The sequence below is a fragment of the Kitasatospora sp. MY 5-36 genome (genome assembly GCF_001182915.1).
GTDB lineage: Bacteria > Actinomycetota > Actinomycetes > Streptomycetales > Streptomycetaceae > Kitasatospora.
The window spans coordinates 1-12,951 of sequence record NZ_LFVW01000335.1; the positions used below are offsets into that span (position 1 = coordinate 1).

Below are 12,951 nucleotides of genomic sequence, written 5' to 3' on the forward strand. Positions count from 1 at the left end.
CGAGGCCGCCGCCTCGGGCGTGTGGAACGCGTGAGCCGACCCGTCCGGGGCGGCTCCGACCGCCCGTCTCCGGGCGGGCGCTGGTAGGGAATCCGAACGGACACTGGAGGTCTGGTCATGACGGACGGCACAACGGTCTGGTCGACGGAGCAGGGGCTGCGCGCCCTGCCCGAGCAGCTCAAGGGCTTCGGCCTGATGCACGTCGCGATGCGCCGGGACGCGGCACGGCTGACCGCCGCCGCGCAGCGCGGCTCGGCGGGCTCCGCCGCGGCGCTCGCGGAGTGGTTCGGGCGGCTGCGCTCGGTGATCGACTGGCACCACCACAGCGAGGACGAGATCCTCTGGCCGTACCTGCGTGGCCGGGTGGCGGGCTTCGACGGCAGCGGGGTCCTGGAGGAGGACCACGAGGCGCTGGACGCCTCGATGCGCCGGGTCGCCGGGGTGCTCGGCTCCGGACTGCGCGCCGAACTCCCGGAGGCAGCCCAGGCGTTCGAGAGCCTGGTGCGCGAGCACCTGCGGCACGAGGAGCCGGTGGTCTTCCCGGCGCTGGCCGGCCTGTCGGTGGACGAGTACCTGCGGGTCGAGCGCCGGATCATCGGGAGCGCGCCGACCCAGGTGATGACCTACCTCCAGCCCTGGATGTTCGACGGCGCGGACGCGGCCTCGGTCCGGGCGGTCTCGGCGACCATCCCGGCCCCGGTGCGGCTGCTCGGGCGGACGGTCCTGGACCGGCGGTACCGGCGCGGGCTGGGCGCGGTGCTCTGAGCCGGCCTCTTCGCCGTGTTCGCCGGGGCGGTGAGGTGCGCCGGCCCCGGCCGGGCGCGGCACCGCCGGGTGCCGCAAGTGCCCTGCCGGGGGCCGGGGTTCCGGTTGTCGCGGTTCCGTTGCGCGGTGCGCCGCACGGTGGGCGGTGTCGAGAGTTCCACGTTCGTCGGCGCCGCACTCCGCGGGGCCGGAAGATTGAGAGGGTCCAGGGATGCGTTCGGATCAGACCGCGGTTCCGCTGTCGTACACGGCGCCGTCGGCCATCGGGAGTGCGGGGGTGGGGAGTTCGGTGCGGGCTGTCGGACAGAGCAAGGCCGCGGGGCCGCTGCTGGTGGGTTCCACCGTGGCGATGGGCCTGATGGCGGGGCTGTTCTTCGCCTTCGACGTGTCGGTGATGCCGGGCCTGGCGGCCGGGGACGACCGGACCTACGTCACGGCGATGCAGCACATCAACAAGTCGATCGAGAACGGGCTGTTCGGCCTGGTCTTCGTCGGCGCCTTCGCGGCGACCGGCCTGGCGGCCTGGCTGCTGCACAAGGCCGGCCGGCGCCAGGCGGCGCTCTGGGCGGGCCTGGCGACGGCGCTGTACGTGGTGGCGCTGATCGTCACCATGGGTGTGAACATCCCGCTGAACAACGAGCTGGCAGCGGCCGGCGACCCGTCGCAGATCCACGACTTCGCCGCCGTGCGGGCCAAGTTCGCGGACAGCTGGGTGCCGGTCAACATGCTCCGCACCGCGCTCTGCACCGGCGGTCTGCTCGCGCTGACCCGCTCCCTGGTGCTGTACGGCCGCGGCGGCCGCTGAGCCCCGGCCCGCCCGGTTCCGCGCATCGCCGCCGTGCCCGTCCGCCTCGTGCGGGCGGGCACACGCGCGTTCCGGGGCCGTGCGCCCGCCGTTGTGGCCGGGCTGCCGGGGCCGGCCCGGTGCGCTGGGGCGTGCGCCGGTGCGCCGGTCCGGTGCGTTCTCCCAATTCACTTGGTGAGACACCGAGTTGGCGAACCGGTCCGATGTGGTGGAGCATAGGCCGGGCCCGGTCCGTTGCGGTGCGCTTGCGCCGCGGCCGAGCACCGTACAGCTGCTGGGGAGGAGGCGGTTCCGGTGACTCCGGTGGAACGTCCGTTTCTGGTGCGGGGGAAGGCGGTACCCCTGGCCAGATATCTGGCGGAGGAGGCCATCGAGGGCCTGGTGGCCTGCTCGTGCATCGGGAACGAAGTCTGCATCGACCTCGCCGACACCAGGATCCTGGTGAGCCTGGTCGACGTCGCCGACGTGCTGCGGCTCAACTTCCACATGGTCCAGGACGGCCCGGCCAAGCCCCGCTCGTGGTCGCGACGGCTGCCCGCCGGCACCGGCCCGCGCGAGACCGCGTCCCGGATAGCGCTGGACGTGCGGGCCCTGGAACGCGAACTGGCGCCCTTGCGCCGGCGTCCGCCCCGGCCGGTGCCGGGGGCGGCGCAGCACCGCCCCGGCTGAGCCGGGGTCGGCGGCGAGGGCGACACGGACGACGAGGACCGGCCCGGGTCCGGCAGCGGGGGCGCTGCCGGGCCCGGGCTCCGTGCTGTTCCTGTTGTTTCGGTGAATCAGCAAACGTTCAAAAGACGGCAGTTGACCGCCTGGATCCGGAGCAGAGTCTCCCACTTGTCGCGCGTAGAAACGTTCTTCCGCCGTACGTCTGGCCGTTGCCCGACGCGACCGGTAGGGATCTGGTGGCACTGCTAGAACCTCAGCGCCCCACTTTCCCATCCGTGGTCACAACCGCCGGGCCGCGCGCCCGGACGGTGGTCAGGAGTCAGCCTCATGCGGAGCACCCCGAACCCCCGGATCAACCCGAGAGCGCCGCGGTTCCGGCGCCGGACGCTCGCGGCGGCCTCCGCCGTGGCCGTGGTGGCGGCGCTGGTGGCGCTGCCCGGCGGCGTGGCGCAGGCCGCGTCGCCCGACATCGTGATCAGCCAGGTGTACGGCGGTGGCGGCAACTCCGGTGCCCCGTACGCCAACGACTTCGTCGAGCTGTACAACCGCGGCACCGCGCCGGTGTCCGTCACCGGCTGGACGGTGCAGTACGCCTCGGCCGCCGGGGGGAGCTGGTCGCGGACCACCCTCTCCGGGACGATCGCGCCCGGCCGCTACTTCCTCGTCCAGGAGGCCGCCGGAGCCGGTACGGGCGCCGCGCTGCCGACGCCGGACGCCACCGGCACGATCGCCATGTCCGCGACCTCCGGCAAGGTCGCCCTCGTCACCAACGGCACCGCGCTGACCTGCACTTCGGGCTGCGCGAGCCAGTCCGGGGTGAAGGACCTGGTCGGCTACGGCAGCGGCGCGAGCTCCGCCGAGGGGACGCCGACCGGCAACCTGTCGAACTCCACCGCCGCCCTGCGCACCGGCGGCGGCGCCACCGACACCGACAACAACGCGGCGGACTTCGCGATCACCGCGCCCGTGCCGCGCAACTCCTCCTCCACCGGCACCGGCGGCAACCCCGCCGGCACCCGCATCCACGACATCCAGGGCGCCGCCCGCACCTCCCCGCTGGCGGGCAGCGCGGTCAGCGCCGTGCCCGGTGTGGTGACGGCCGTCGGCCCCAACGGCTTCTGGTACCAGGACCCGCAGCCCGACAACGACCCCGGCACCAGCGAGGGCATCTACGTCTACACCGCCGGCGCGCCCTCGGTCGCGGTCGGCGACTGGGTGACGGTGAACGCCACCGTCACCCAGTACCGCCCCGGCGGCACCGGCGGCACCACCAACCTGTCGATCACCGAACTGACCGCGCCCACCGTCACGGTGGTCGCCCACAACGTCGCGCTGCCCGCCGCCACCGTGGTCGGCCAGGGCGGGCGGGTGCCCCCGTCCGCGGTCATCTCCAGCGTCACCTCCGGCGACGTCGAGGCGGCCGGGAACTTCCAGCCCGGCACCGACGGCCTGGACTTCTGGAGGTCGCTGGAGGGCATGCGGGTCGAGATCGACAACGCGGCCGTGGTCGGCCCGACCAACAAGTACGGCGAGCTCGTCGTCGTCCCGCCGGGCAGCACCACCCGCACCAACCGGGGCGGCATCCTGCTCCAGGCGAACGACGGCAACCCGGAGCGGGTCGTCCTCGGGAAGGCGCTCGCGCCCACCCCGACCGCCAACGTCGGCGACACCCTGACCGGCGCCACCGTCGGCGTGCTCGACTACGCCTTCGGCAACTTCACCCTCCAGGTCACCGCGACCCCGGCGGTCACCTCCGGCGGCATCGCGCCCGAGACCACCGCCGCGCCGACGGCCGGGCAGCTCGCCGCGGCCACCTTCAACGTGGAGAACCTCGCCCCCTCCGACCCGCAGAGCAAGTTCGACGGCCTCGCGGCGGGCATCGTGACCAACCTGCGCTCGCCCGACCTGGTCGCCCTCGAGGAGATCCAGGACAACAGCGGCGCCACCGACGACGGCACGGTCAGCGCCACCCAGACCCTGGCCAAGCTCACCGCGGCCATCACCGCGGCCGGCGGCCCCTCCTACTCCTACCGCGAGATCGACCCGGTGGACGGCCAGGACGGCGGGCAGCCCGGCGGCAACATCCGCCAGGTGTTCCTGTTCCGCACCGACCGCGGCCTCTCCTTCACCGACCGCCCCGGCGCCGGATCCACCACCGCCGACTCCGTGGTGAACGCGGGCGGCACACCGCAGCTCGCCTACTCGCCCGGGCGGATCGACCCGACCAACTCGGCGTTCAACTCCAGCCGCAAGCCGCTGGCCGGCGAGTTCCGTTGGAACGGCAAGCCGGTCTTCGTGATCGCCAACCACTTCAACTCCAAGGGCGGCGACCAGCCCCTCTTCGGCCGCTACCAGCCGCCGGCCCACCCCTCGGAGACCCAGCGCCACGCCCAGGCGACGGCGGTGAAGGGCTTCACCGACCAGATCCTGGCCGTGGACCCGAACGCCTCGGTCATCGTGCTCGGCGACCTCAACGACTTCGAGTTCTCGCAGACCGCCGACATCCTCACCGCCGGTGGCTCGCTCACCGACCTGCCGCGCACCCTGCCGCTGCCCGAGCGCTACACCTACGTGTACGAGGGCAACTCGCAGGTGCTGGACCACATCCTGATCTCCGGCGCGCTCGCGGCCACGTCGTACAGCTACGACATCGTGCACATCAACAGCGAGTTCAGCACGCAGCTCAGCGACCACGACCCGCAGGTGGTGCGCATCCCGCTGCCGTAACGGCCGAGGCCGATGGTGCCGGTCTCCCCGTTTCTGGGGAGGCCGGCACCGGTGGTCCGGTGGTCCGTCGTCCGATCGTCCTGACCGTCACAGCCGTCCGGCGTAGTCCGGAAGCCGCAGGTCCGAGTGGACGGCCCGGGCCGTCCGGGCACTCGGCGTCGCCAGCTCGCTCGCGGCGGATTCCGGATCGCGCACCACGGCGTTGCGGGCCTCCAACTGCTCCCGTGTCCTCGGCGCCACCGACGTGCCGCCTCCGGTGGCCAGCGCCTGGTTGCGCTCGGCGAAGGGGCGCATCCGGCGCTCGTAGGCCGCGAAGGCGGCGGTGTGGTCGGAGCGCGCGGCCAGTTCGCCGGCCAGGACGTACGCGCCGACCAGGGCGAGGCTGGACCCCTGGCCGGACAGGAACGACGTGGCGTGCGCGGCGTCGCCCGCGAGGACCACCCGCCCGCGCGACCAGCTGGGCAGGTGGATCTGGCTGACGACGTCGAAGAAGAGGTCCTCGGCGTCCCGCATCGCCGCCACCAGGCGCGGCAGGTGCCAGACCCGCTCCGGGAACCGCGCGGCGACCAGCTCGCGCTGGGCCCGCGGATTGCGGAAGGCCTCGAAGGGCGGGTCGTCGCGGGTGAAGGTGAGGAAGCCGTGGAGCCGGTCGGCGGGTTCGTGCGCGTTGAGGACCGCGCCGCGCCCGACGTCGTTCCAGACGACGGCCTCGCGGACGAGGCCGAACTCGTTCGGGAGCGTGAAGCCGGCGAAGACGTGCCCGAGGTAGCGGTGGAAGGCCTCCTCGGGGCCGAGGACCAGCCGGCGGGTGTTCGAGTGCAGGCCGTCCGCGCCGACCACGAGGTCGAAGCTGCGGCTGGCGCCGCTGTCGAACCGCACGTGGACGGCCTCCCCGTCGTCCTCCAGTGCGGCGATCGAGTCCTCGAAGAGGAACTCGACCCGGCCGCGCAGCGGCTCCTGGAGGGCGTCGGCCAGGTCTCCGCGCCGGACCTCCAGGTCGTGGCCGGCCGCGCCGCCGGTCAGCTGTTCCGGGCGCAGCGAGCCGACGGTCCGCCCGACGGAATCGACGAAGGTGATTCGCTGGCTGTCGACGTGGGCGGCGCGCAGGCGCGGCAGCAGCCCCATGCGCTCCACGACCTCGCGGGCGGGCCCGCGGACGTCGATGGCGTAGCCGCCCCCGCGCACGGCGGCGGCCTTCTCGACGACGGTCACCTCGAAGCCGTACCGGTCGAGCCAGTACGCGAGCGCGGGCCCCGCGATGCTGGCCCCGGAGACGAGGACGCGACGGGCGGGGCGTGACACGGTGTTCATGGCCTCTCACTTCCTTCCCGGCGGGCATACCCGCCGGCACGTCGGTGGTACGCACCTGGACGAGCGGAAAGATACGTACCTCAGGTATCTTTATGGAGGTCACACGTCGCCCTCGCGGGCGGTGGCCACCCCCCACAATACAGATACCTAACTTAGGTATGCAACATGGAGGCGCCATGCCCGCTGAGGTTCCTGAGCCCGCCGAGACCCCCGGGTTCCCCGAGGCGCCCGACTCCGTCAAGGCTTCCGATTCCCCCGAGGCCAGCGAACCGGGGGAGCCGCGGCCCGACCTCCTCGCCGCGCTGACCCGGATCTCCCGGCTCAGCGCCGCCCTCACCCGGGGCCGCCTCGTCGAACGCGCCGTCGAGGAGGCGGGCCTGGGGCGCGACCGGCCCGCGGTGGGCGTGCTCGTCACCCTGCGCACGGCCGACGGACCCCTGCGGATCGGCGAGATCGCCGACCGCATGCAGGTCGTCGGCCCGCACATCACCCGCCAGGTCCAGATCCTGGAGAAGCACGGCCTCGCCCGCCGCATCCCCGACCCGTACGACGCCCGGGCCCGCCTCATCGAACCCACCGAGGCCGGCGCCGAGGCCGTCAACCGCTACCTCGCCTTCCTGCTCGGCTGGTTCACCGACGCCCTCGGCGACTGGCCCCGGCAGGACCGAGACGACCTCGTCCGGCTCCTCGCCCGCTTCGCCGACGATGTGACGACCCGGCTCGCCAGGCTCGACGAGGAGGAGTAGGGGCGGGCCGCGCTGGCAGGGGCGAACGTGACGCCGCCGTCCCGCCCCTGTCGACCAGTGGGCGGGACGGCGGCATCCTGTCGTGTTAGCGCCTCCCGGCGCGTTCCGGCGCCTTTAACGCGCTTAGCGCGTCACCGTCCAGGACAGGCTCGCGGTCAGCTTCGCGCGCAGCGCCGGGTCCGCGACGGCCGGGGTCGGGTCGGTGGCGACCGCGGTGAGCACGTGCGGCCGGGAGCGCGGCCCGGTCAGCTTGAGCTCGGCCAGGTCCAGTGCGGTGCGGCCGCCCAGCCGGGGCAGCTCCTTCCCGTCCAGGTACCAGCGCAGCCGGGTGCCGGCCACCGGCAGGTCGACGGTGAGGCGGTCCGCGGCGGTGAGCCGACTGCCGTTCGCGGTGGGGCTGGTGAGCGGCGTGGCGTGGCGGTAGAAGCCCGCGATCATCGCCTCGCGCCCGGGCAGGTTGAACTCCCGTCCGAGCGAGCGCATGATCGAGTTCTCGGTCGGCCGGTAGAGCCCGGTCGGGTAGTAGCCGCCGCCCTCGTACGCGCCGACCGTGCCGCCGTCCGGCGAGGCCTGGCCCAGCCAGCGCGACCACTTGGTGCCCTGCTGCCGCATCCGGTCGGCGGTCAGGGTGCTGATGTTGGCCTCGGTGGGCTCGCTGCCCTGGTACGTCCCCTGGCCGTCGTACGCGTACTCGTCGGCCAGCTTGCCCAGCGAGTGCCCGGTCTCGTGCACCGCGATCTGCCCGGACCTCGCGTTGCCGCCCGCCACGGTGGCGATCCCCTCGTAGCCGAGCGGGGACTTGACGTCGTTGTAGCCGGCACCGCCGTACTTCGCGCTGTTGGCCACCACGAGCACCAGGTCCGCCTGCGGGGCCTTCGCCGCGTACGACTCGACCGCCTTCTCGTCCACGCAGAGCAGCCGCTCCACCCCGTCGCACCAGAAGTACGAGCCCAGCGCGGTGTGCCGCACCGTCCCCTGGTCCGGATCCCCGGTCACCCCGGACTCGGGCGATATCGCGGACACCGCCCAGACGTTGAACAGCGCGCGGTAGCTGGCGTAGGGCTCCACGGCGGTCATCTCGCGCCACTTCTGGGCCGCGTCCGCGCGGAACTTGTCCTGCTCCTGCGCGGTGTACCCGTCGCCGATCACCACCACGTCCAGCTTGGCGGCCGGCTCCCCGTTGCGGACCAGCGCCGTCACGTCGCCGTCGCCCCGCATCGGGGCCACGCCCTGGGCGCCGTCGGCGAGATAGGGGGAGACGGCCGGGGCCTGGGCCCGGGAGATGCCGCCGTCCTCGGCGAACACCTCCACCTGACGTGTCGACGGCTTGTCGCCCGCCGGACGGTTGTCACCCGCCGGACGGGCCCCGGCGGGCGCGGCCCCCAGCACCGCACCGGCGAGTACGGTGGCGAGCAGGGCGGTGGCGGTTCTGACGGTGGTGCGGTGCACGGGGGTCCTTCCGGAGGGAATGGTCTGTGGCCTGCTCCCTTCCCATGGCGATAACCTGACAATCCTGCGTCAGCGCAACCCGATTCCCGAACCCACCGGTCACACACCGGCCCGGGCCGGCCCGAAGGACAGGCGGCCGACCACCGCACAGGCCGCGACGGTGCTCAACCAGGCCAGGACGGCGACCGTGATCGTCACGGGGAACGACCACTGGAACGCCCCGATGAGGACGAGGGAACCGGCGAACGACCCGACGGTGAACACGATGCTCCCGACCTGCACCACGTCCCTGAGACCCTCCCGGGACCGGTGCAGACCGTGGACGACCGTCGCACTGCCGACGCTGATCAGCAGCGCCACCCCGAGGACGGGCAGCCAGGGCAGCTGAGGCTTCACCGCCCGGTGGCCGCGGTACGAGATCTGCACCACCTCGCCCTTCCAGACCCCCACGTCGATCGCGGTGCCGACCTCCACCTCCTGGAAGAAGGGCTCGCCCACGTCGTACTCGTCGCCGCCCGCGGTCTCGCGCACGACGACCAGCTTGTACGAACTGAGGTCGTTCTCCCGGTCGGTGTCCACCTTCTTCTTCACGACCCGCCCGCTCTCCAACCGCAGGCAGTCCGCACCCGCCCCGGCCGCCGACGTCCCGCACACCGGGGCCGTCCGGTACGCCACCGTCACGTCGTACGTGCGCACGAAGAGGAGGAACCCGGCCACGACGGGCCCCAGCCCCGCCAGCACGATCAGCACCCGCCCCGCCGCCCGGAGCCGCGCCGCCCGCCTGCTCGGCTTGATGACCGGTTCCGTCCCGACGTCCATCGCACCCTCACCCACCCCACGACACCTGCCCGTTGCATCCGGTTCTGATTCCCGGTCGCGGACCGCATGATGCCAGGGAGCACCGGCGGGCGCCTCCGGGATGCCGGAGCGGCCGGGGCGCCGGAGTAGTGGGCTTCGAGCCCGTGTACGTCGAGCTTGACTGGTACGACGGTCCGCGCAAGGGGCTCACCACCGTCGACGGCGTATCCCACTAATTCCAGTGCCGCGATGCCGACTTCACCGTCGCCCCGACCTCTACCACGCATGGCCCGCGGACGAGCGCGCGATCGCCATGGAACGTGAACAGTGGGCCGCCTAAGGGTTGTCCCGCAAATGATCTTGCCTGAGTCGGAGACGTGGTTGCCCGGTGGGCGGGTGGTTCGCTCAGCCCGCCAGGGCGAGGTTGTGCAGACGTGCGATGCCGAGCATCGCGTGGTGCACCCCGTCGCCCTTGAGGCGGCAGTCACGCAGAATCGTCCAGCCCTTCATGCGGGCGAAGACGTGCTCGACGCGGGCCCGGACCTGCTTGTGGGAGCGGTTGTGTTCCTGCTTCCAGTCCGGGAGTTCGGCCTGACCCTTCGCCCGGCGGTGCGGCATCACCAGGCCAGTGCCGGGGTAGCCGCCGTCGGCGATGGTCGTCGTGGCGCCGATGGCCGTCTTCGCGCCGGACTCCGCCCACGCCTTGCAATCGTTGCGGTTGCCGGGCAACGGCTGGCCCACCACGACGACCAGTCGGGTGTCGGCGTCGATGACGACCTGGTGGTTGGTCGAGTAGCGATAGTTCTTCGACTGCTCGGCCACTGCGTGGTCGCGGGTGGGCACCAGGGTGCCGTCCACGATGAGCACGGTGCCCTTCGCGAACCGCTTGCGCTGCTGAAGCGCGAGCTTGGGGCCGAGGTGATCGATGATCCGGTCGGCGGCGGACTTGGAGACGCCGAAGAGTGGGGCGAGCTGGCGCAGCGTCAAGTTCGTGCGCCAGTAAGCGGCAACCAGCAGAACCCGGTCCTCCAAGGGAAGACCCCACGGCCGTCCGCGCCGCGGTTCGTCCGTGACTTCGCGGCGCACCACGGTCATCAACTTGCGAAAGCAGCGCGGGCTCAGCCCGGAGAACGGGGCTATCCAGGACGGCTCCGACGCCGTGATCACACCATGCACACCAAGATCATCTCACCCGGGGTCTACCGGCCAGAGAATGTTGTCACTCGCGCCCAGTGCCCAAGAGCGCGTCACGCTCCGAGCGGATCCAGCACTGCTCGGCCAACATCTCAGCCGCGTCACCGCGGGCGAGAAAGGTCGCCCATGGCTCGACACCTTGTCTCCCAAGGCGTTCGATGCGCGCGGCCTCACGGGACTGAAGGGCGTCCAGCGCCTCAATCACGACTACAGGCTGTTCCCCGTAAGCAGTGCAGAGCGCATGAAGGCGAGCCCGCAGGGTGCTGGAGCCAGTGACCGATGCCCGTCGCTGCTGCTCCACGGGCCGCAGCGGGACGGCGTACCAGGCGAGTTGGGCCAGGTCGTCGACGGCATGACCGGGTGCGGCGAAGTCCCAGTCGATGAAGCCGACGAGCTGGCCACCGTCCCAGATCGAGTTCCATGGCCCGAGGTCTCCGTGCCGGATGACCATACCTGGCTGCCACTCTTCTTCCTGGCCCTGCCAGTGGGCGTCGGCCGGCGGCCGGAAGGTGCGGACAGCATCGTGGTACCCACGAAGCCAGCGACCCAGCTCCACAACTCCGTGTGAGGCGCGCAAAGCTTCTGGCCAGGGGGTGAATGCGGGCTCGCCATAGAGCATCGACAGCACCTCGTCGGTGCCGTCGGTCCCCAACACGCGGGGAGCTCTGCTGAATCCCACCGCCTCCAGGTGGATCAGCAGGGCGTGTACGGCAGGTGTCCACGCGCCTGTCGGCCTACGGATCGTCGCTCCGATCCGTCGCACTGTCGTGACACTGCCGCGGTCAGTGGAGCCGTCCTCAATCACTCGGCCAGCGTAGTCCAGCTACCTCAGTAGGCCCCTTGCATATCAGCACGCCAGACCCGAGTCCCACGTCCGGCAGACAACGCCTACGGTCATGCCGCCAGTTACGGGACAGCTCTTAGGTCGAGGGGCGTGAGGCTCCGGCACCTGTACAGGGCCGCGAGTTCGGACGGATAGCGCGATGAGCCGGAAGCACGTGAAGTGCCCGGCTCATTCGCGCTTTTATTCTTCGTGCGGTGCGTGCTCTTTTTCTCTTCCCAGGGCCCGGGTTTCCGGCTCGGATTCACGGATTGGTGTCCGTTTTTCCGATCCCGGGTCTCGTGCTCTCTTCTTCAGCTTGTTTGTTGTGGTTAGGGGAAGATGTTTTGGCCGGGGGTGAGGGTGTGGGTGGGGTCGTAGGTGTTTTTGGCGTTGGTGAGGGTGGTCCAGTGGGGGCCGTAGTGGTTTTGCCAGTCGGTTTGGGTCATGTTGGGGATGGCGCCGACGAGGTAGCGTTTGGCGCCGAGTTGGGTGGCGGTGTTGTAGAGGGTGCGGTTGCGGGTGAGGGCGGGTTGGGGGTTGGTGTCGGGGTGGGGGAAGGCGAGGAAGTCGAAGAGGTAGGTGGTGGGTTCGTTGGGGGTGATGGCGAGGGGGTGGGTGAGTTTATTGGTGTGGAAGGGGTAGCAGAGGAGGAGGCCGGCGCCGATGTCGTCGGGGGTGATGTGGGGGAGGGCTTGGTTGAGGAAGGTGGGGGTGGTGGTGGCGGGGAGGAAGAGGGAGAGCCAGGGTTTGGGGGCGTTCCAGTAGCCGAGGTTTTTGATGGTGTCGGCGAAGGTGTCGGCGCGGTAGGTGTAGTCGCGGTAGGTGGTGTCGTTGGTTTCGGTGGTGGTGGGGTTGAGTCCGGTGAGGAGGGTTTGGGGGTTGGGGGGTGTGGTGTTGTAGTGGGCGACGGCTTCGATTTTGTAGCGGGGGGGTTGTCCGTTGGGTTGGATGAGGATTTCGCCGACTTGGGAGGGGAAGCGGCCGTCGTTGAGGATGGTTTGTTGGTCGGTGAGGAAGGTGTGTTGGTCGTTGTAGGTGAGGGTGAGGACGAGGGCGCGTGTGGGGGCGGGGATGAGTTTGACGGTGGCGCGGGTGATGATGCCGACTTGGCCGGCGCCGGCGAGGGCGGTGTGGAAGAGGTCGGGGTTGCGGGTGGGGGTGGCGGTGAGGATGCGGCCGGTGCCGGTGACGATTTCGATGGATTCGACGGTGTCGGCTTGGAGGCCGTGTTTGTGGACGGTGGAGCCGATGCCGCCGATGCTGATGGTGCCGCCGATGGAGAGGTGGAGGTAGTCGGTGAGGCAGGGGGGTGTGAGGTTTTGGGCGAGGGCGGCGTCGGTGAGTTGGGCCCAGGTGACGCCGGCGTCGACGGTGGCGTTGGTGGGGGTGATGGTGTGGATGCGGTTGAGGGCGCGGGCGTTGATGCTGATGCCGCCGGCGGCGCCGGCTTGGCCGTAGTTGGAGTGTGATTCGAGGTCGTTGCCGGTGCCGCTTTGGCCGTTCATGGCGACTTTGAGGCCGTTGTGGCGGGCGTAGTTGATGATGTTGGCGATGTCGTGGGGGCCGGCGGGGTTGAGGACGGCGTAGGGGGTGGTGGTGGTGAGGCGGCCGAAGTCGTGGGCGTGGGCGGTGGTGGTGGTGGGGTTGGTGGTGAGGGTGCCTTGGAG

Annotated in this window: 11 protein-coding genes; 5 read left to right on the forward strand and 6 right to left on the reverse strand. The window is 71.2% G+C overall.

Annotated elements, in window-relative coordinates; all coding sequences use genetic code 11:
• Positions 1-117: 117 nt before the first annotated feature.
• The 4 genes from AE652_RS21370 to AE652_RS21385 all read left to right on the forward strand — a co-directional run bounded on the left by AE652_RS21370 (position 118) and on the right by AE652_RS21385 (position 4,963).
• Positions 118-765 (forward strand): hemerythrin domain-containing protein, encoded by a 648-nt coding sequence (locus tag AE652_RS21370; RefSeq protein WP_049653942.1) that lies wholly within the window; start codon positions 118-120, stop codon positions 763-765.
• A 289-nt stretch (positions 766-1,054) separates the two neighbouring features.
• Positions 1,055-1,570 (forward strand): DUF1772 domain-containing protein, encoded by a 516-nt coding sequence (locus tag AE652_RS21375; RefSeq protein ID WP_234348471.1) that lies wholly within the window; start codon positions 1,055-1,057, stop codon positions 1,568-1,570.
• Positions 1,571-1,873: 303 nt separating this feature from the next.
• Positions 1,874-2,239 (forward strand): hypothetical protein, encoded by a 366-nt coding sequence (locus tag AE652_RS21380; RefSeq protein ID WP_143204557.1) that lies wholly within the window; start codon positions 1,874-1,876, stop codon positions 2,237-2,239.
• Between the two features lie 324 nt (positions 2,240-2,563).
• Positions 2,564-4,963: a lamin tail domain-containing protein gene (locus tag AE652_RS21385; protein ID WP_082345876.1), complete on the forward strand. Its 2,400-nt coding sequence runs from the start codon at positions 2,564-2,566 to the stop codon at positions 4,961-4,963.
• A gap of 87 nt (positions 4,964-5,050) precedes the next feature.
• On the opposite strand, the gene AE652_RS21390 is transcribed toward AE652_RS21385, so the two are convergent.
• Complete coding sequence (locus tag AE652_RS21390; RefSeq protein WP_049653948.1) at positions 5,051-6,274, reverse strand: FAD-dependent monooxygenase; 1,224 nt, start codon at positions 6,272-6,274, stop codon at positions 5,051-5,053.
• Positions 6,275-6,450: 176 nt separating this feature from the next.
• Here AE652_RS21390 and AE652_RS21395 point away from each other — a divergent pair, with 176 nt between their 5' ends.
• Complete coding sequence (locus AE652_RS21395) at positions 6,451-7,020, forward strand: MarR family winged helix-turn-helix transcriptional regulator (RefSeq protein WP_082345877.1); 570 nt, start codon at positions 6,451-6,453, stop codon at positions 7,018-7,020.
• Between the two features lie 123 nt (positions 7,021-7,143).
• On the opposite strand, the gene AE652_RS21400 is transcribed toward AE652_RS21395, so the two are convergent.
• From AE652_RS21400 to AE652_RS21425, 5 genes are all read right to left on the reverse strand, one after another.
• On the reverse strand, positions 7,144-8,469 hold the full coding sequence (locus AE652_RS21400; protein WP_053112169.1) for a M64 family metallopeptidase: 1,326 nt from the start codon (positions 8,467-8,469) through the stop codon (positions 7,144-7,146).
• 99 nt (positions 8,470-8,568) lie between these two features.
• Positions 8,569-9,288 (reverse strand): hypothetical protein, encoded by a 720-nt coding sequence (locus tag AE652_RS46490; protein WP_049653949.1) that lies wholly within the window; start codon positions 9,286-9,288, stop codon positions 8,569-8,571.
• A gap of 384 nt (positions 9,289-9,672) precedes the next feature.
• Positions 9,673-10,443 (reverse strand): IS5/IS1182 family transposase, encoded by a 771-nt coding sequence (locus AE652_RS21415; RefSeq protein ID WP_049653951.1) that lies wholly within the window; start codon positions 10,441-10,443, stop codon positions 9,673-9,675.
• A 43-nt stretch (positions 10,444-10,486) separates the two neighbouring features.
• On the reverse strand, positions 10,487-11,266 hold the full coding sequence (locus tag AE652_RS21420; RefSeq protein WP_049653954.1) for an aminoglycoside phosphotransferase family protein: 780 nt from the start codon (positions 11,264-11,266) through the stop codon (positions 10,487-10,489).
• A 347-nt stretch (positions 11,267-11,613) separates the two neighbouring features.
• A partial coding sequence (locus tag AE652_RS21425) for an FAD-binding protein (protein WP_049653955.1) occupies positions 11,614-12,951 on the reverse strand: 1,338 nt, incomplete at its 5' end.